Genomic DNA, 19707 nt, shown 5'->3' on the forward strand with positions numbered 1-19707 from the left:
AAAGAATCCTTCTTTTCGTTTCATGATCTGGACTAATTATTCATGATGTGGATTGAGATGTGAGGGGAAAGATATGTCAAGCAAGCCTATTATTGTTATTGGCGGAGGTGCTGCCGGGTTACTGGCTGCGGGGCGGGCAGGTGAGTTAGGCGCCAGGGTGATCCTCCTGGAAAAAAACGATCGCCTGGGCCGGAAAATCCTGATGTCAGGCGGTGGACGCTGCAATGTGACCAATACCGGGAGTATCCAGGAGTTGATCAAGCATTACCCGGGGAATGGTCAATTTTTATACAGCGCTTTTAGTCAATTTTCCAATGAGGACCTGATGCTGCTTTTAGAAAGAATGGGTATACCCCTTAAGGTAGAGAAAGAAGGAAGGGTTTTTCCATCCTCCGACAGGGCTTCTGACGTCGTAAAGGGATTGACCAAATACTTGGAGCAGGGCGGGGTGGAGATCCGTTTGGCAGAAAAGGTGACAGGGATTGTTACGGAAGGCCGGGAGGTTAGGGGTGTAAATACGGAAAAAGAGAGGATTGCTTCCCGTCTGGTCATTGTGGCTACCGGGGGAAAATCCTATCCTGCCACAGGTTCTACGGGAGATGGCTATCAATGGGCTCTAGCCTGTGGACACAGTATTGTTCCCATTAGACCGGCTCTTGTTCCTTTAAACATTAAAGAAGGATGGGTGAGGGAGGTACAGGGACTGGCCCTCCGGGATATAGAAGCTGTTCTAATGGAAGGTGAGAAACTTCTGGGCAGGGAAAGGGGTGAAATGCTTTTTACCCATTTCGGCGTATCAGGACCTGTGATCTTATCCTTAAGCCGCTACGTGAAAAGTGATTCTTCGGGGCCGGGTTTAACCCTTTCTCTCAATCTAAAACCTGCATTAAACCAGGAGGAGTTGACCGGGGAACTGCAGCTTGAGCTCCAAAAAAATCAGAAAAAACAATTGAAAAATGCCCTGCATGACATTTTACCCAGGAGGCTAATCCCTATTCTTATCATGGAAAGCCAAATTTCCCCTGATAAACTTGCTCACCAGCTAACAAAAAAGGAGCGGCAGGCGCTCCTTGATACATTACGGAATTTAAAATTGACCATTACAGGGCCGCGTTCCCTGGACGAAGCCACTGTTACAGCAGGAGGAGTATCTCTTAAAGAGATAAATCCCAAAACCATGGAATCCAAGCTGATTAAAGGTTTGTATTTTGCGGGGGAAATCCTGGATATTGACGGTTTTACCGGGGGGTATAATTTACAGGCGGCTTTCTCAACAGGTTATACGGCAGGAGACCATGCGGGGCAGGAGAGTTTTTAGGTGTCCAGTTTTAATAGGGATTTTTCCACTAAAAAAATCTTACCCTGATCATCTATAACCTCCAGGAGCTGTTTTCCTCCGCCAGGCAGGTTTTCCAAGTGGTTTGCCATATTTTTTAAGACGGCTACTCGTTTTTGTGTTTCGGTTTTTCCGGGAATATCGATCACTCCCGTATTCAGTACGAATTTCTGCCACTTCTCATGCCAGTAATAAGTTTCTGTAAGCTCTCGGGATTGTAGTAAAGAGAAATCGGTTTCCGGAGGTAATCTTACCTTATTTTGTGCCGATATATAATAATTTTGCTGTCCTGTTGTTTTAATTAAGGCTGAACTATCCTTGGTTTCATAGGTGATTCGTAAGTCCTGGGTCAATTTCAACCATTTGACAGGATTGGCTTTGGGGTTCTGCCAGGTATTAAGCCAGTTGATTTCCCAATGAGAATTTTCACTCCAGAGAACGTGTAAAGTATTTTCCTGCCATCCCCAAAGCTTCACGGTACAAACCCTGGTAAAGGCTCCCGTCATTTCATCGTGGTCTTCCCTGGTGACCAGTATCTCTTTACCATTGGCCAGGCTCAATTTGTCAAGTTTACCCAGGGGGAGTAAATTATCCAGGTATGTCAGTAAAATATAGTTGTTGTTTTGTCTTTGGATAATGGCCAGGATACCCTTATCGGGAGCAAGAGAAAGTGTGACGATAACCTCGGGATAGGCGCCGGGTATGAGGTCAAGAAAGAGGTAGGAAACCTGCCAGGCTTCGTTCAGTAGGCCGGGTTTTATGTATTTGACCAGCGTTTTGACCGTTGCATCCAGCGCATCTTCTACCATGTGAGGGTTTCCTGATTGCAATAGTTCCATTTGAATAGTGGGAAAGACAGGGAGGGGGCCGGTGATTTTACCTGTAGGTTCGTAATTTATCCTTGTATGCACTTCCCACCATGTGATAAACAGCAGGCAGAAGACCAGTAGTTGGGTTGCAATTTTCTTTTTCATTTTTTCACTCCCTATCTCACCTGACCTAATATATGTTATTCAGACAGCTTCCTTTAAATTCAGGAAATAGCTGGCTCCCTTTTTCTAAAAAATTTTGTCAGGATGGCAGGAATATTTTATTTTGGGAAGAAATAATTCTTAAGAAATCGATGTAATATGTAATTTTCAGAAAAAATATACGGCGGATGAAGCCTGGCGGGAGAGCCTCCCCAGGAGCACCGAAGGAGCAAGGCCGGAAGTTACGATTCCGGTTGAATCTCTCAGGTCCCAGTACCGCAGGCCGACGAAACTCTGGAGAGCACCCGGTAATATTTTACCGGGCACCAAAGGGGTAAAGCTGAAGTTCAGCCAAACTCTCAGGTAAAAGGACAGAGGAAACAGTAGCTTTGTTTTAGCTATTGTTTCTTCTGTCCTTATTTTATTAGTTGATAGTTGGTAGTTGATAGTTATTTGTTGCTTGTCTCCCTGACGTAAACCTTGAAACCGTGATTCTTGGCACGGGATCACGAATATCTTGCATTCATTTTTTCCACAAGAATTGGGAAACATTTTGAGAAAGAGGTGATATCTTTTGGGTGAACTGAAAAAAACTACATTATACGAACTGCACAAGAAGCTGGGTGCCAAAATGGTGGAATTTAGCGGATGGGAAATGCCTGTGCAGTATACCGGAATCATCGAGGAACATAAAGCTGTGCGCAGTGCGGCGGGACTCTTTGATGTCTCGCATATGGGAGAGATTCTGGTTAAAGGACCAGGAGCCCTTGCCTTGATTCAAAAACTCATAACCAATGATGCTGCTAAGCTTACCGTGGGGCAGGCCCTTTACAGTCCTATGTGTTATTCTTCGGGAGGGATTGTGGATGACCTTTTAGTGTACCGTCTTGGGGACGATGAATACTGGTTGGTGGTGAATGCAAGCAATAAAGACAAGGATTTTGGTTGGATTAAGGATCACCAGGAAGGTAAGGTAACAGTAGAGGATATATCAGACAAGACAGGCCAAATTGCCCTGCAGGGTCCCAGATCCCAGGAGATTCTCAGCCAGATTACGGATATTAATTTGGGAGAAATAAAGTACTTCCGCTTTGTTTGGGCTGAAACAGCCGGGGTTAAAACTTTAGTTTCGCGAACGGGGTATACCGGTGAGGACGGGTTTGAGCTCTATATGAATGCAGAAGGGGCTCCCAAGGTTTGGCAGGCACTATTGGAGGCGGGAAAAGACTATGGTCTTGTACCGGTAGGATTAGGAGCCCGGGATACCCTGCGTTTTGAAGCCAGGCTTCCCCTCTATGGACATGAACTGAATGAAGAATATACACCCCTGGAGGCGGGGTTGGGGAGTTTTGTGGCCCTGTCTAAGGCTGAGGATTTTATCGGTAAGGAAGCGCTCTCAAAGCAAAAGGCGGAAGGTATTACCCGTAAATTAGTAGGTTTTGAAATGCTTGATAGAGGTATTCCCCGGGCAGGTTATAGAATAGAAAAAAATAACATATCCATTGGTGAGGTGACCTCCGGGAGCTTTGCCCCTTCTCTGGGTAAAAACCTGGGGCTTGGTTATGTAAAGTCAGCCGAAGCTGTACTGGACAACGAAATTACCGTTATTATCAGGGATAAAGGCCTGCGGGCCCGTATCATAAAAACACCATTTTATAAGAGGGAGGTAAAATGAAATGTATCCCAGTCATTTGAAGTATACCAGGGAACATGAATGGATCAGTATTGAAGGAGATAAGGCTGTCATAGGGATAACCGATTATGCCCAAAAAGCTCTTGGTGATGTAGTATTCGTAGAATTACCTGAACTGGAAAGAAGGGTGGAAGCGGGCGAAGCTTTTGGTGTGGTAGAATCCGTTAAAGCAGTTTCGGACATCAATGCGCCTTGCTCAGGCATTATCACAGCCGTCAATGAAGCTCTTCTCGACAGCCCGGAATTAATCAACCAAGATCCCTATGGCGATGGCTGGATCATCGAAATGGAAATTTCCGAGTTATCTGAGGACTTGCTAAGCGCTGAGGAATATGAGGATTTAATCGCCCGGGAGGCTGAGTAGTATGCACTATCTTCCTCATACGCCTGAGCAGGTTGACGCCATGCTAAAAAGTATTGGTGTGCAATCCACCGACGAACTTTTTCGGGATATTCCGGAAAGCATACGTCTTAAGCAACCCCTTTCCTTACCCCAGGGCCTTTCCGAAAATGCAGCCTGGCGGAATCTCCAGGAGTTAGCCGGTAAGAATAAGCATGCCGGCCAATATATCTGTTTTCTAGGGGCAGGAGCTTATGAGCATTACCAGCCCAGGGCCGTTAGCCATCTCCTGTCACGATCCGAATTTTATACAGCCTATACGCCTTATCAGCCGGAAATTAGCCAGGGAACGCTTCAGGCCATCTTTGAATATCAAACCATGATTTGTGAATTAACGGGAATGGACGCGGCCAATGCCTCGGTCTATGATGGGGCTACTGCTTTGGCTGAAGCCTCTTTAATGGCGGCGGAAGCAACCCGCAGGAATCAGATGCTGGTAAGTAGCGCTATCCATCCCGAATACCGTGCTACCATGGAGACATACCTCCATGGCCGGGGAATTAGCCTGGAACTAACCCCCTACTGGGGAGGCCTGACCTGCCAGGATGCCTTGGGTAAAAAAATAAACAAGGAAGTGGCTGCGGTAGTCATCCAGTATCCTAATTTTTTTGGCAGTATTGAGAACCTTCAGCAATTTGCCGAAATTGCCCATGCTGCAGGCGCCCTTCTCATTGTGTGTGCGGACCCCGTATCCTTAGGAGTACTGGAAAGTCCGGGTAAATTAGGTGCCGATATTGTTGTGGGGGAAGGACAGAGCCTGGGGCTGCCTCTCAGTTTTGGTGGTCCCTATCTGGGTTTTATGGCTGCTAAGGAAAAATACATGCGCCGTTTACCAGGCAGGATCGTAGGAAAAACTGTGGACCGCCTGGGCAGAGAAGGTTTTGTCTTGACTTTACAGGCCCGGGAACAGCATATCCGCCGGGAAAAAGCCAGCTCTAATATTTGTTCTAACCAGGCCCTTTGTGCTTTATCTGCCACCTTATACCTTTCGTTACTGGGACCCGGAGGACTGGAACAGGTTGGAAATCAGTGCTTACAGAAAAGCCATTACGCCAAAACTCTTCTAAGTAAAATAGAAGGTGTCACTATTCCCTTCCAAGTTCCGACTTTTAAGGAATTTGTAGTGAAAACAGAGGAATCCCCGGAGAGCATTAACCGTCGTCTTTGGGAGGCAGGTATTTTGGGGGGCTTGGATTTGGGAAGATATTATCCTGAATTAACCAATCATATCCTGCTGTGCGTAACGGAAGTGCGTACTAAAGAAGAAATTGACAAACTTGCCCGGGTTTGGGGTGATAATGTATGATGGAAAAATTGATATTTACCAAGAGTGTCGCCGGCAGGAAGGAAGATTATCTCCCTGAATTAGACCTGCCTGCTGTAGATATATCCGAACTTTTGCCACCTCAACTGAAGAGAGGAGAAAGACCCCACATACCTGAGCTTTCGGAAATAGATGTGGTACGTCATTATACCCGTTTATCCCGGCTTAACTATGGGGTGGATACAGGATTTTATCCCCTGGGCAGTTGTACGATGAAATATAATCCCAAAATCAATGAAGATGCTGCCAATTTACCTGGATTCAGCCAGCTTCATCCATACCAGCCCGAGGAATATACCCAAGGCGCCCTGGAGCTGATGTATACTACTCAGCAGTATTTAGCCGAAATTGCCGGGATGGATGCTTTTACTCTCCAGCCTGCGGCGGGAGCCCATGGGGAATTTACCGGGTTACTGATCATCATGGCCCATCACGCCGCCAGGGGAGACCATAAACGGACCAAAGTCATCGTTCCCGATTCCTCCCACGGTACTAACCCGGCTACGGCAGCTTTATGCGGCTGCAGTATTGTGCAGATACCCTCTAATGAAGACGGCAGTGTGAACCTTGAGGCTTTACGGGCAGCTGTAGGCGAGGATACGGCGGCATTGATGCTTACTAATCCCAGCACCTTAGGGCTCTTTGAAACGCAGATCCTGGAGATTGCGCGCATCGTGCATGAGGCGGGAGGGTTATTGTACTATGACGGGGCCAATATGAACGCGATCATGGGCTATGCCCGTCCTGGCGATATGGGCTTTGATGTGGTACATTTAAACCTGCATAAGACCTTTTCCACACCCCACGGCGGCGGAGGACCCGGTTCTGGACCGGTAGGCGTCAAGGCTTTCCTGGAGCCTTACCTGCCCAAACCGGTGGTGGCGAGAAAGGAAGAAAACGGTACTTACTACTTGGATTATGATAGACCCCATTCCATTGGTAAAGTGAAAGCTTTTTACGGCAATTTCGGTGTTGTGGTAAAAGCCTATACTTATTTAATCATGATGGGGCGTGAGGGGTTAAAAGAAGTCAGCGAAAAAGCCGTTTTAAATGCCAATTATCTAATGAGCCTTTTGAGCCCTACTTACCATCAACCCTTCAGCGGGCCCTGTAAACACGAATTCATCATTACGCCCAAAACCCTGAAGGAAACCGGGATTCACACCATGGACATTGCGAAACGCCTCATCGATTACGGTTTTCACCCGCCTACTGTTTATTTCCCGCTCATCGTGGAAGAAGCCTTAATGATCGAACCTACGGAGACAGAAAATAAGGAGACACTGGATGAATTTGCAAAAACTTTATTAAAAATTGCCGAAGAGGCAAAGGTAAATCCGGGACTGCTCCAGGAAGCACCCCACATAACTCCTGTCAGCCGTTTGGATGAAGCGGCCGCCGCCCGTAAACCGGTCCTCAGGTGGCGACCGGGGAGCGGGGAGTAGTCATACGACACCCGACTTCCGACTTCCGACATCCGATGTCCGATATCTTTATATGACTTCCGATATCCGCTTTCCGATTTCCGAGTTTAATTGCTTCTAAGTCCATGTTCCAGTACAGCATTGTCGGAAGTCGGTAGTCGGAGGTCAGCAGTCGGAATTCGGTTCACGGTTAACTGTTATCGGTTCACGTTAAAGAACACTGCCAACTAACAACTACCAACTGGCTGCAGTATGCACCTCCGGCCCTGTTCCATCATATATTAAAATGGACGGGGCAGGGGGGGATTTCATGAATAGGGCAGTCTTTTTTTCCGGTCCTGGAACTGTATATGCATATACTGTTAAAGAGGGAAGCGAGCAGGTTTTAGAAGTTTATCCGGAAACATTGCCAGCCTTAAGATTCTTGAGGCGGAGGGGGTTTTGCCTGGTCTTAATAACGTCTGACCGGCAGGAATTCAAAAATTTCCTCAACTGTTTTAAGTATAAGACTTTAGAACTCTCTCACTGGAATGGGGAAATGGAGGAGTTAAACCGGCTCCTCTCGGAAAAAGATATAGATCTAAAAGAAAGTTGTTTGATCACTGACGGTCCCTATCTTAAGCTGCTGGAAAATATGGGCTGCAGGATTTTGCTCGTTCTTACAGGTAAAGGTGTTTGTACTCTTAATTCTCTTGATTTAAGCGAGGGACCTGGTGTAATAGACATATGTAAAAACATCTATTCGGCTGCCTTCAGTATTGCGTTAAATTAGGAAAGCTCTTACAGAGATGTAAGAGCTTTTTTTGTGTTCGTCCGGCATGTTTACTGAGCCGATGGGTTGAAAGAAACCCTGTCACCTAACCAGCGGGAAGACAACCCGTAAGCAAGGGCGTCACTGGCCAACGGTGGGGTCTGAAGGAAGCTGAAGGGGGAATCTGGAACATAGCGCAAGCGAACCGGGGTTGGCTCGTCAGGAGGGTAACCTTGCACAAAGTGGGAAAACCCGAAAGCTGGATAACCTGAGGAGTTAAGACGGATGCGTTCAGATTCAGGCAGGTAGACTTAACCGGAGAAGCCCGGCATCATCCCTCAGAGAGGGTAGGCCCAAACAAGTGGAAACACAAGTGCGGGACGAAGTGATGTGGGGTGGCAGATGACTCCGTAGTAGTGACAAACTCTCGGCCAATGAAAGCTGGTAACAGACGGGAGGGCAAAACCGGGAGGACACTGCACCTGGTTGCAGTGGGGTACAGCAAGCCAAAAGCGGCTGTACTTGCGAAGGGAGGAAGATAAATCAAAGAATGCAACCAAAGTAGACAAAGGATGGGAAGAGAAGACAACTTTGGCTGGAAAGCCAAAGGGAACGGCTGAACCGGGGGTGACGAACCTGCTGGGCAGTACGTCCGCTCAGCCGGAGTAAAGTGACTGGAGAGGTAAGATTGCCAGAGAGCTAGAGACGCCTGGAAAGCACATGAAGGAACCGGCGCGAAATCCTGGACTACAGAGGAAGCATAGCGAAATGGGGTGAAGTGATTGAAGAAATGGTATAGCCTAATAGACAAAGTATACCGGATGGACAACCTGGAAAAAGCATACAAAGCCGTTAAAGCCAACAATGGCGCCCCCGGAGTAGACGGGGAGACCGTGGAAGCCTTCGGCCAAAATCTGCAAGAAAGGTTAAGCCAACTTCAACACGAACTCAAGACCGGCATTTACGAACCCCAACCGGTACTGCGGGTAGAAATACCCAAAGCGGACGGCAGTAAACGCCCGCTAGGTATACCTACAGTCAGGGACCGGATAGTCCAACAAGCCCTCCTAAACATCCTACAACCAATCTTTGAACCCGACTTTCACCCGTCAAGCTATGGATATAGACCTGGGCGCTCCTGTCACCAGGCAGTAGCCAAGGCAGAGATGTTCATAAACAAATATGGACTGAATCATGTTGTAGACATGGACCTATCCAAATGCTTTGACCGGCTGGACCATGAACTAATCCTGGAAGGAGTCAACCGTAAAATCAGTGACGGAAGCATCCTGAAACTGATAAAGAAATTTCTGACTGTTGGAGTAATGAAAGACGGAGCATGGGAAGAAACAGACTTGGGGAGCCCGCAAGGCGGATTATGCAAAGCTTTGCATAATCCGCCTTATGCAAAGAAAGTAGTTATGCAAAGTAAACCTGTCCAATCCTTGAAATATAAGCGGGCTGACCGGCAACGGTTGATTGATAAGGCCCATCGTCTCTTGGAACAACCAAGCTCTATCAAGGCCAGCAACAAGCGTGGAGGCAAACGTTTCATTAAACATATCAGCGAAAACGACCAATACTTTCTTGATGAAAAGGCCATTGCCAACGATGAGCGGGTTGACGGTTACTATGCCATTCAGACCAGTTTACATGATCTGACTCCGGAAGCTGTGCTTGACGCATATCATACTCTCTGGAAAATCGAAGAGTCTTTCCGCATCATGAAGAGCACATTGGAAGTACGTCCCATCTTTCATTGGACTGAAAAGCGCATAAAGGGCCATTTTGTTATTTGTTTCCTGGCTTTCTTACTCGAAAGGACCTTAGAATTCCGCTTAAAAGAACATCAACTTTCTATTAGTCCAGCTCAAATTCAGGAAGCTTTGAGTTCACTGTTGTTTACAGAAATAGAGATAAATGGACAAAGGTTTTTAGTAAAGATGAAACCGAGTGATAATGCCAATAAAATCTTAAGAATATTACGCATTGCCCCACCGAAGAACATGCTGCCTATTGAGGAGGCAGGAGAGTTCACATGGTAGAGGGTGTGGGTACAATTTGCGCATCATTATGTGAGCAAATCCTTGTTTTTCAAGGCTTTCGAGTTTTCAACTGACAAAGTCAAGAAAAGACAATATACATCGGTATGGGGATTTAACCTTCATAGAAAAAAGGCGGTTATGTATCCACACACCGCCGTACCTGACAAATGATTATCCGAACAAGTTTTACTATTAATTTGCTCATAATTGATTGTTAATATTATGGAATAATATCTATAACGTCTTTATCAAATATTTTTACCATAACTTTGAGGTAATCACCTATAGGTTTATAATCATTTTCATTAAATGTGTCATTATGAAGCAAGTCTAAAAACAACCTATAGCCGGCTTGAACTATATGCATTTCCCAAAGTCTTCTACACTCTATAATACTTCCGGTCCGTAAACTTTTGACTAACTCTTGATGTTCATTAATTGAGATAAGGAGATTCTTATGATGAGAAAGCGACAAACGCCTAAAAAGGGCCATCTTCGAATTTATTGCTTCCATTTGTTCAGATATAAGTTGATTTTGGCTTGCTTCAATAATACTACAATGGATGATTTTATTACACTCTGCAACTTTTGCGTAATTTTTATTTTTTTCCTCTTCCAGACTTATGTTTATTATTTCTTCCAGTTGATCAGCCAGTTTTAGATGTACACCCCGTGCAATCACTATGGATATGGCTAATCCTTCTAGGGCAGCACGTACCGAATAGGTCTCGCCTAAATCTTTTGGTGTTGGTTCGTATACAGTGACAATGCCGTCATCGCTTTTAAGAAGTCCTTCTCTACACAGCATTCTAACTGCTTCTCTGACAGGGGTTCTACTAATACCCAAAAGTTCTGCTAATTGATTATCTGTCAATCTTTGTCCTGGGCTGAGGGTACCCGATATAATAAAATTCTTAATTTTATCATAGCCCATCTGATACAGGGGTAATGGTTTAGAAATTTTGGTATCCATCGCTTACACCTACTCATTCTCTTAGTATTAAAATTGTTTAAATAAATACCGGAAACTTTAGCATGCTGTATACTATTTTCTATATATAAATAAATATTCCTTTTGAGAAAACATAAAAATATATTTACAAAATGAGACAAAATACGCAATTAAAATGTCGAAAATTGTAGAAATATTGTGTAAAAAACATGAAAATTATAAAAGGAGAAGACAAAAATAAATAGAATATAAACAAATAAAAGCATACAGCATGCTGAATGCTAAAAACATGGAGGTGGTTTAATGAGAATAACTAATGTTGAGGCCATTAGTCTTATTGTACCTATTGAAAACTCTATCAAAGCGCCAATTAGTATTCCTCATGCAGACGAACTAGAAAAGATAGTATTCAAGGAATATCGTGTCACACTGGTGAAAATTGACACTGATGAAGGCATTACCGGTTATGGGGAATGTATGGTCCGTTTGGCTCCAACAGCTACGAGGGATATTGTGGAGTACGTCAAGCCGTTGCTCATCGGAAAAGATCCTATGGATACAGAGTATATATGGGAATTACTATTTGGCACCATGATGAACCGTGGTCATTTTCAAGGGTTTTATATTGAAGCAATTAGTGGAATTGATGTAGCATTATGGGATATTAAAGGTAAGGCATTAAATGTTCCCGTCTATACCCTGCTTGGAGGGAATAGTCATCCGAAAATCTGGGCTTATGCTTCCTCTATCAGGTTCAGAGGAATGGAAACTATGCTGAAAACGGCTGAGACCTTTGTGGAAAAAGGTTTTACTGCAATGAAGATAAAAATCGGACAGGGATATAAAACTGATGTGATGGCGGTGGAGGCGGTAAGAAAACACGTTGGTGATGACATAACTTTAATGGTGGATGCCAACTGTGGATATGATGTAAAAACGGCCCTAAAAATAGGTAGAGAACTAGAAAATTATAATATAACCTGGTTTGAGGAACCTATATCCCCTATGGATTATGACGGATACCGCCGGTTGTCAGAAAGCCTGGATGTTCCAATTGCAGCAGGTGAAGCACATTTCCTAAGATATGGGATTAAAGATTTGATTGAAAAAGGTAAAGTAGATATTATACAGCCCAACGTTTGCAGAGCGGGCGGCTTTACAGAGTGTCTGAAAATACATGGGCTAAGCAGCTCTTATGATGTACCGTATTTAACCCATACAGGAAGTTCATCGGCAGTTTGTATTGCAGCATCGCTTCAAATAGCAGCAGCATTTTCTGACTGTTTTATCTTTGAACATATGCAAAGCGACTGGTCAAAGGATCAAAGAAACCCACTGCGTTGGGATTTAACGCCGTTGCCCATCAAGTCCTTCAGTAATGGATTTATTGAACTAGAAGATAAGCCGGGTATAGGTGTTGAAATCAATGAGGACGTGATTAAAAAATATCGGGTTTGACTGAAAGGAGAATCTGACCATGTTTGTGTTTGATAAAGGATTTGATTTTGATGCAAAGCTGAATATTAGATTCCGACCTGGTGCTGTAAAAGAAATTGGAAAAGAACTAAAAAAAATGGGCTTCAAAAAGGCCCTGGTTGTGACGGATCCTGGTGTCCTTAAGGCAGGATTACATAATGGCTTAATCAAATCGCTGGTGGATGAGAACATCGAATATGAAACATTTTCAGATGTTGAGCCTAACCCAAGAGATATCTCCGTAGAAAAAGCGGCTAAGTTAGCCAAGGAGTTACAGATAGATGTGGTAATTGGCATCGGGGGAGGAAGCTCATTAGATACAGCCAAAGGTGTAGGATTTCTGTTAACCAATCCGGGGCGAATTAAAGATTATAATGGCAAGGATAAAGTTAAAAATGAGCCCATACCTATTATTGCTATTCCCACAACGGCGGGGACAGGCAGTGAAGTAACTGCCAATGCTGCGATTACAGATGCCGAGGATCATGTTAAAATGTCGGTTCGCTCTCCTAAAATAATACCCTCATTAGCCGTACTTGATCCCGAACTCCTGGCCACATTACCGCAAAAAGTGGCAGCATACAGCAGCATGGATGCCTTAATTCATGCTATTGAGAGTTATTTATCGAGGGGCGCCAATGCTTTCAGCGACTTTTTTAACTTAAAGGCTATTGAATTAATCAGTAAATACATTAGACCTTTTTGTGCTGAGCCTTCAAATATTGAAGCGGCAGGAAATATGCTTATCGGCAGTATGTTAGCAGGATTAGGCATCAGTAATACCGGTACTGGCAATGCTCATGCTTTAGGAAGGGCCTTAGGCGGCGAATATGACATGGCCCACGGGCTAGCATGTTCTGTTGTGTTTCCACATGTTATGAAATTTAACGCAGTATCCCAACCGGATAAATACGTAGATATTGCTAAGGCTATGGGATTAATTACTGATGGTTTAACTAAAAAACAAATAGCTGAAAAAGTCGTTGAAGAAATTTTTGCTTTAATGGATGATCTTAAGATTGAGAAAAATCTTAACACACTAAATGTTAAAAAAGAAAGCTTTGAAAGGATGGCTCAAGTAGCTATCAGTAATGTCAAACCTAATCCTAGAAAAACCACACTAGAAGACTTGGTACAATTATTTAATGACGCTTATTAATTAGGAGGTGGGTAAGTTTAAGGTTCCTTTTGTTAAAAGTCTGCTCAAAATGACATCCGGTTTGCTCTCAGAAAATCATTTTAAAAAATTGGGAGGGATGTAATGTGAAGTCAAAAAAGGTTAAACTAGTAGCTATATTTTTAAGCTTGGTGATATTGTTAACAATTGGTTGTAGTACGCAAGAAGCAAAAAATAAAGAGGAGAATAGCAAAAAAGATTGGCCTAAAGGTGTTACAATCGGTTCATCTTCAATGGGGGGAATCTATTATGTATGGGCCGGAGCCTGGTCTAAAATTATGATGGAACAGTTAAAAATTCCTTTTTCCGTTGAAGTTAGTGCTGGTGGCGTAGATAATGCAAAGTTAGTTAATGACGGTAAGGTTGACTTCGGTCTAGCTGCTGATGGTATTGTGTATGCAGGTCTTAACGGTACAGAATGGGCGAAAGGAACTAAATATGAAAATATCAGAGCCATCTTTCCGATGTATCCTGGTTATTTCCAATGGCACACCTTATCTAAGATACCTATTAAGAGTATTCATGACATGAATGGAAAACGTGTAGTTCCTGGACCTGCGGGAAGTTCCGCTGATTCTTACTGGAGAATGATTTTTGAATTCTTTAATATTAAACCGCAAATAAGTAATGCCGGTTATGCTGATGCAACATCATTAATGCAAGATGGAATGATCGATGCAATCGGCTTAGCACCAACAGGTGTTCCTCACCCCAGTACAGCAGAGTTGGCTACGACCCATGATGTACGCATCATCGGTGTAAGTAAAGATGACATTCAGAAATTACAAAAACAATACCCCTATATGAGTGTGGGGCAGATTCCAGCCGGTACTTATAAAGGGATGAACGAACCCGTAGATACTATTGTAATTTGGAACGTGATGATGGCCAATAAAAACGTATCAGAGGATTTAGTTTACCATGTAGTTAAGGCCACTTTTGAAAATCATGAGAAATTAGTAGCTGCTCATCCTTCTGCGAAAGATACCCTCGCTGAAAACATTAAATATATTAAAGTACCTCTCCATCTGGGAGCGATTAAATATTATAAAGAAAGAGGTATTACTATACCAAACGAGGCCTATCCACCCGAATACAAAAAATAACTTAACTGAAGAGACACTACCCACATTAATTGTGGGTAGTGTCTCGAAAAATACCGTCTAAGTAACTTCTTATTTAAAAGGGGGAAGGACGAATGGCAACTAATGAAGAAATTATTGAGAATTTAGATGAGTCAAAAAGACATCGAAGCCTTAAAGGCTACAGTTATTATATGGTTTTTGTACTCGGTGTTATTATGAGCATTTTTCATGTTGCTACTTTAAACTTTGTGCCAATAGACCCATGGATTATGCGTACATTACATTTGCTATTTGCTGGAGTTTTGATTTTCGCACTTATCCCTGCAAGTAAAAGATCTTCTAAAACGAAAATTTCTCCGGTAGACGTTTTATTAATGATACTTGTTTTATTTGTTTTACTGTATATTCTTGTGCAATTTGATGAATTAATTTATCGTATCGGCACTTCACCAACTAAAACAGATGTTATTGTTAGCACTATTGGAATATTATTAGTTTTGGAAATGACCAGGAGGCTGCAAGGGTTAATTTTACCCATGATTGCCATAGCTTTTATTCTCTACAGTTTATTCGGAGCATATTTTCCCGGTTTATTCTGGCACAAAGGGTATTCCTTTGAGCGGACTGCGGCATTTATTTATAGTCAAAACGGAATTTTCGGTATTCCAATAGGTGTTTCGGCTACGTTTGTATTTTTGTTTTGTCTGTTTGGTTCTTTTTTACAAGCATCTGGTGGTGGGAAATTATTCATTGATTTAGCCTTTTCTTTAGCAGGGGCTTCCAGGGGTGGTCCTGCTAAAGTTGCCGTGATTGCTAGTGCACTCTTTGGAACTATAAACGGAAGCTCTGTAGGAAACGTCGTTACTACGGGCACTTTTACTATTCCATTAATAAAGCAAGCAGGCTATTCACCAAGATTTGCAGGTGCAGTAGAGGCAGTTGCTTCCACAGGGGGGCAAATTATGCCGCCTATTATGGGAGCGGGAGCCTTTATTATGGCCGAAATATTAGGAATTCCCTATTTACAGGTTGCTTTAGCAGCTGCTATACCTGCGGTTTTGTATTTCTTAGCTGTTTTTGTCATGGTACATATGGAAGCAAACCGCTTAGGAATTAAAGGGATGAGTAAAGATCAATTGCCTAATATATGGCGGTTGTTAAAAGAAGACGGATATATGCTTATTCCTGTTTTTCTTTTACTTTATGCTTTAATAGTGCTGATGGTTTCACCCTTAAGAGCCGCCTCTTATGCCCTTTTATGTACTGTTATTGTTAGTTGGTTCAAAAGAAAAAGCCGCATGGGAATTAAAAAGATATTAGAAGCTTTTTATGACGGGGCCAGAGGAAGTCTTGATGTAGCAGCAACTACAGCTTGTGCAGGTATTATTATAGGAGTAGTTTCTTTATCAGGTATTGGTATGAAATTTGCAACGATTATTATGAGTTTCGCTAATGGAAGTTTAGGAATTGCCTTAGTTGCCACTACGTTTGTATGTATAGTCTTAGGAATGGGATTACCCACTGTTGCTGCTTATGCGATAGCGGCTTCTATACTTGCCCCCGCTTTGGTTGAACTGGGGGCAAACCCAGTAGCGGCCCATATGTTTATTTTATATTTCGCTAGTATTTCAGCTATAACGCCACCTGTAGCTCTAGCCGCATTTGCTGGTGCAGCGATAGCTGACGCAAAACCTATGGATGTTGGTTTTACAGCCTTTAGACTTGGTATTGCTTCTTACATCATACCATTCATGTTTGTGTATGGTCCTTCATTACTATTTCAAGGTAGTATTTCTACTATCCTGTTGACTATATTCACATCGGTTATTGGAATTGTTGCTTTATCAGGAGCTAGCCAAGGATGGTTCTGGGGGAAAGCCAACATCGTAGAAAGAATATTACTATTTATTGCATCACTTTCCCTTATTAAGCCTGGAATATACACGGATATACTTGGAGTTGGTTTGATGCTTACAGTATTTGCTTTACAAAAATTAAGAATTACCAGAACCCAGTCTAAATCTATTGCAACAGAAAGCTAAACTATGGCTATATTTAGGGGAATTATATGCTAATTAAGGTAATATTTCATGGTACATATAAAGAAATCACTGGTATAAGAGAAAGGTATCTGGATTTAAAAAAAGATACTACTTTAAGTGATTTGCTGACTGAATTAGAGCTAATTTATGGAGAGCAACTAATTAATCAGCTTATTGACTGCGAACATGATGATGTTTGGTCTTTAATGGCAATAGCGGTGAATGGAACGATACTGAGCGATAAGAGTAAATTTAGGGAAATAAGACTGAATGAAAATGATGAAATAGTTTTTTTACCACCGGCTCTTGGTGGGTAAGGATGCTATTTTAGGAGGCTAATCTATGAAAAAGATCTTAGTGGATAGTGAAAAATGCAGCGGTTGTCGAATTTGTGAATCTGTATGCTCCTATCACAAGTTAGGGAATAAATTTAACCGTAAAAAAGCAGCAATCAAAATTGTGGTCGAAGGTGAGTTAGGTGAGAACAATACACCTGTAATTTGCCGACATTGCAAAAAGGCAAAATGCTCTGAAGCCTGTCCTGTTGAAGCTTTTTATCAGGACGAAAAAACCGGTGCTTTAGTCATTGATCAAAATAAGTGTATTGGTTGTGGTTTATGTGCGGAAGCATGTCCTTTTGGTGCCATCTATCTTCATGAAGAATTGTCAATTCCTTTGAAGTGTGATTTATGTGGAGGGGAACCTCTTTGTGTAAAGTATTGTGTTCCTACCGCCATTACATATGAGGATGAACAAAGACTGGGTGCTTTAAGACGGGAAAAGGGGGTTCAGTAAAATGTATGGTGGATATAAGAGAATTCTTAAGATAGACCTTACTAATGAAACAGTGAAAAGTGAGTTAACAGATCTACTATTTGCCCGTAAATTTTTGGGTGGCAATGGCTTTGGTGTTAAATTACTTTATGATACCGTAACTGCAGAAACTGATCCTCTCGGGGAAGATAATGCCTTAGTAATTGTCGTAGGGCCAGCTAATGGAACAATTTTTCCGGGGGCTGCAATAACGGGTATTATGACTAAATCTCCATTAAATGGTCTTTTTATTGATAGTTATATGGGTGGACACTTTGGTACTGAGCTAAAAAGTGCAGGATATGATGCTGTTGTTATAACAGGAAAGTTAAAGAATCCCAAATTTTTAGTAATTGAAAACCAAAGCATTAATTTTTATGATGCAGAAGATTTATGGGGGTTAGAAACATCAAAAACTCAAATAAAAATAAAAGAAAAACTCCGTAATCCCGAATTTCAAGTTGCCTGTATTGGACCGGCCGGTGAAAATCTGGTTAAATACGCTTCAGTTATCTGCGATACCAGAGCCTGGGGAAGAGGAGGCATTGGAGCAGTTTTTGGTGCAAAGAATCTGAAAGCAATAGCAGTAAGAGGGGATGGTGATATAGAAATAGCCGACCCCGATGGATTTTTAAAGTTTACTACCGAGTCCTTAGAAATCATGAAAAAACATCCCGCTTTAGGAAAAGCAATTCCTAGTATGGGCAGTACAGGCTCAATTGATGGGAATAACTCTATTGGTATTTTAGGAACAAGAAACTGGCAAAGAGAGACTTTCGAAAATGCCTGGAAAATTAGTGGTAACGCAATGCTTGAACAGAATTTACGTATTGGGCATAAAGCATGTTCAAGTTGTATTGCCCGCTCCGCTATTTTTTGGAAAGCCAGATGCGGTGAATATGCTGGTATCGTCAGCCGTGGTCCTGAATACGAAACACTTTATGCCTATGGATCTATCTTAGAAAATGATAATCCTGATTCCATAATTGCCGCAGATAGATTATCTGATGAGCTTGGTATCGATACAATGAGTACAGGGGTTGTTATTGCTTGGGTAATGGAATGTTTTGAAAAAGGTATTCTTACTGCCAAGGATATCGATGGTTTAGATGTAGTTTTTGGAAACCACAAAATTATCCTTGATATGATTAGGAAGATCGCCAAGAGGGAGGGCATTGGAGACATCTTGGCAGAAGGAGTTAAAGTTGCTAGCGAAAGAATAGGAAAGGGTAGTAATGAGTTTGCCATTCATGTGAAAGGATTGGAGCTGGCAGGCCATACTGCTCGTGGCTTAAAGGGAATGGGCTTAGGGTATGCAGTTTCTTCAAGGGGAGGAAGTCACCAGGATACAAGACCAGGTGCTGAAAGATCCGGAAAGTTGGATAGAGCAGTAATTGAAGGTAAGCCGGAACATGTAATAAAGAATCAGCGCATGACAACAATTGGAGACAGCCTAATTTTGTGCCGTAGACATGCAGAACCGTTTTTCGGGGAATACTTGTCCGAAAAATATGTTGAATTGATCAATCTGTTAACTGGTTTTAACCTTGACTTAGATGAATTAAATATGATTGCAGACAGGATTTATACATTGGAAAGGATGTTCAATTGTAGGGAAGGAATTACGAGAAAGGACGATATATTGCCTCCGCGCTTTATGAAAGAACCAATTCCGGATGGCCCAAGTAAAGGGATGTTCATGAGACCAGAAGAATTAGATATGATGCTTGATGAGTACTATTCATTGAGAGGATGGGATATAAAAACAGGAATACCGCCACAGGAAAAATTAATTGAATTAGATTTAGTATAGTTATACAAAAATTTTTACATAGAGAGGCTGGCTTTATAGCCTCTTTTTTATTTACAACTGTTAGGACTCCTAAAACGGGTACCAGTTTAGTTTTACAACATTTGATGTCGAATCTAATAATTTGAACCAAAATAAAAAGTATTTTGGGGATTTAAAGAATAGAAATAAAGATTCCAGCTGAGGAAGCTTATAGAATAGGTTTAGCGGATAAGGTGGTTCCGGCCGATGAATTAATAAACAAATATAAAGAAGTAGCGAGAACAATTATACGGTAAGATTATTAATTTATCATGTTGTTCTATTTTTAGCATCAGACTGTTCCAGGTATATTACGGGTTCTACCATTGATATAAACGGTGGCTTATATATGAAGTAAATAGATCTTAACAGGTAGATCTCGTTCAG

The 19707-nt window shown here is 42.4% G+C and carries 17 protein-coding genes and 2 riboswitches; of the genes, 15 read left to right on the plus strand and 2 right to left on the minus strand.

Annotated elements, in window-relative coordinates:
• The first annotated feature begins 73 nt into the window (after positions 1-73).
• Positions 74-1318, plus strand: a complete 1245-nt coding sequence (locus tag BR63_RS01855) for a BaiN/RdsA family NAD(P)/FAD-dependent oxidoreductase (protein WP_034425557.1) — start codon at positions 74-76, stop codon at positions 1316-1318.
• On the opposite strand, the gene BR63_RS01860 is transcribed toward BR63_RS01855, so the two are convergent.
• Entirely contained in the window at positions 1315-2310 is a 996-nt protein-coding gene (locus BR63_RS01860; protein ID WP_034425555.1) for a hypothetical protein, read from the minus strand. The two genes, BR63_RS01855 and BR63_RS01860, sit on opposite strands and share 4 nt — an antisense overlap.
• Before the next feature lie 186 nt (positions 2311-2496).
• A riboswitch (glycine riboswitch) is annotated at positions 2497-2596 on the plus strand.
• A gap of 3 nt (positions 2597-2599) precedes the next feature.
• A riboswitch (glycine riboswitch) is annotated at positions 2600-2684 on the plus strand.
• A gap of 197 nt (positions 2685-2881) precedes the next feature.
• Between BR63_RS01860 and gcvT the strand changes: the two genes are divergently transcribed.
• The 7 genes from gcvT to BR63_RS01895 all read left to right on the plus strand — a co-directional run bounded on the left by gcvT (position 2882) and on the right by BR63_RS01895 (position 9944).
• Positions 2882-3982 (plus strand): glycine cleavage system aminomethyltransferase GcvT, encoded by a 1101-nt coding sequence (gcvT, locus tag BR63_RS01865; protein WP_034425552.1) that lies wholly within the window; start codon positions 2882-2884, stop codon positions 3980-3982.
• A 1-nt stretch (position 3983) separates the two neighbouring features.
• Positions 3984-4364, plus strand: a complete 381-nt coding sequence (gene gcvH, locus BR63_RS01870; RefSeq protein WP_034425549.1) for a glycine cleavage system protein GcvH — start codon at positions 3984-3986, stop codon at positions 4362-4364.
• Between the two features lies 1 nt (position 4365).
• Positions 4366-5706, plus strand: a complete 1341-nt coding sequence (gene gcvPA / locus BR63_RS01875; protein WP_034425547.1) for an aminomethyl-transferring glycine dehydrogenase subunit GcvPA — start codon at positions 4366-4368, stop codon at positions 5704-5706.
• A complete protein-coding gene (gene gcvPB, locus BR63_RS01880) occupies positions 5703-7169 on the plus strand; it encodes an aminomethyl-transferring glycine dehydrogenase subunit GcvPB (protein ID WP_034425545.1) in 1467 nt (488 codons plus the stop codon). Before gcvPA ends, gcvPB begins: the two co-directional genes overlap by 4 nt.
• 289 nt (positions 7170-7458) lie before the next feature.
• The gene (locus BR63_RS01885) at positions 7459-7920 is read left to right on the plus strand and encodes an HAD family hydrolase (RefSeq protein ID WP_034425543.1); all 462 of its coding nucleotides are present in this window, start codon (positions 7459-7461) and stop codon (positions 7918-7920) included.
• Positions 7921-8385: 465 nt separating this feature from the next.
• Positions 8386-8568, plus strand: a complete 183-nt coding sequence (locus tag BR63_RS01890; RefSeq protein ID WP_187142800.1) for a hypothetical protein — start codon at positions 8386-8388, stop codon at positions 8566-8568.
• Between the two features lie 113 nt (positions 8569-8681).
• Positions 8682-9944: an IS1634 family transposase gene (locus BR63_RS01895; protein ID WP_081908319.1), complete on the plus strand. Its 1263-nt coding sequence runs from the start codon at positions 8682-8684 to the stop codon at positions 9942-9944.
• 220 nt (positions 9945-10164) lie between these two features.
• On the opposite strand, the gene BR63_RS01900 is transcribed toward BR63_RS01895, so the two are convergent.
• Positions 10165-10917, minus strand: coding sequence for a GntR family transcriptional regulator (locus BR63_RS01900; RefSeq protein WP_034425420.1), 753 nt, complete (start codon positions 10915-10917; stop codon positions 10165-10167).
• A gap of 282 nt (positions 10918-11199) precedes the next feature.
• Between BR63_RS01900 and BR63_RS01905 the strand changes: the two genes are divergently transcribed.
• The 7 genes from BR63_RS01905 to BR63_RS01935 all read left to right on the plus strand — a co-directional run bounded on the left by BR63_RS01905 (position 11200) and on the right by BR63_RS01935 (position 19302).
• Positions 11200-12354, plus strand: a complete 1155-nt coding sequence (locus BR63_RS01905) for a mandelate racemase/muconate lactonizing enzyme family protein (RefSeq protein ID WP_051966225.1) — start codon at positions 11200-11202, stop codon at positions 12352-12354.
• A 19-nt stretch (positions 12355-12373) separates the two neighbouring features.
• Positions 12374-13531 carry an iron-containing alcohol dehydrogenase gene (locus tag BR63_RS01910; RefSeq protein WP_051966223.1) on the plus strand — a complete coding sequence of 386 codons (1158 nt, stop codon included), beginning with the start codon at positions 12374-12376 and terminating at the stop codon, positions 13529-13531.
• A 104-nt stretch (positions 13532-13635) separates the two neighbouring features.
• Positions 13636-14655, plus strand: a complete 1020-nt coding sequence (locus tag BR63_RS01915) for a TAXI family TRAP transporter solute-binding subunit (RefSeq protein WP_034425417.1) — start codon at positions 13636-13638, stop codon at positions 14653-14655.
• 92 nt (positions 14656-14747) lie between these two features.
• Entirely contained in the window at positions 14748-16676 is a 1929-nt protein-coding gene (locus tag BR63_RS01920; RefSeq protein ID WP_051966221.1) for a TRAP transporter permease, read from the plus strand.
• A gap of 26 nt (positions 16677-16702) precedes the next feature.
• On the plus strand, positions 16703-16993 hold the full coding sequence (locus BR63_RS01925) for a MoaD/ThiS family protein (protein WP_034425415.1): 291 nt from the start codon (positions 16703-16705) through the stop codon (positions 16991-16993).
• Positions 16994-17018: 25 nt separating this feature from the next.
• The gene (locus BR63_RS01930) at positions 17019-17471 is read left to right on the plus strand and encodes a 4Fe-4S dicluster domain-containing protein (RefSeq protein ID WP_034425412.1); all 453 of its coding nucleotides are present in this window, start codon (positions 17019-17021) and stop codon (positions 17469-17471) included.
• Position 17472: 1 nt separating this feature from the next.
• Positions 17473-19302: an aldehyde ferredoxin oxidoreductase family protein gene (locus tag BR63_RS01935; RefSeq protein WP_034425409.1), complete on the plus strand. Its 1830-nt coding sequence runs from the start codon at positions 17473-17475 to the stop codon at positions 19300-19302.
• Positions 19303-19707: the final 405 nt, after the last annotated feature.

The sequence above is a fragment of the Thermanaerosceptrum fracticalcis genome (genome assembly GCF_000746025.2).
GTDB lineage: Bacteria > Bacillota > Peptococcia > DRI-13 > DRI-13 > Thermanaerosceptrum > Thermanaerosceptrum fracticalcis.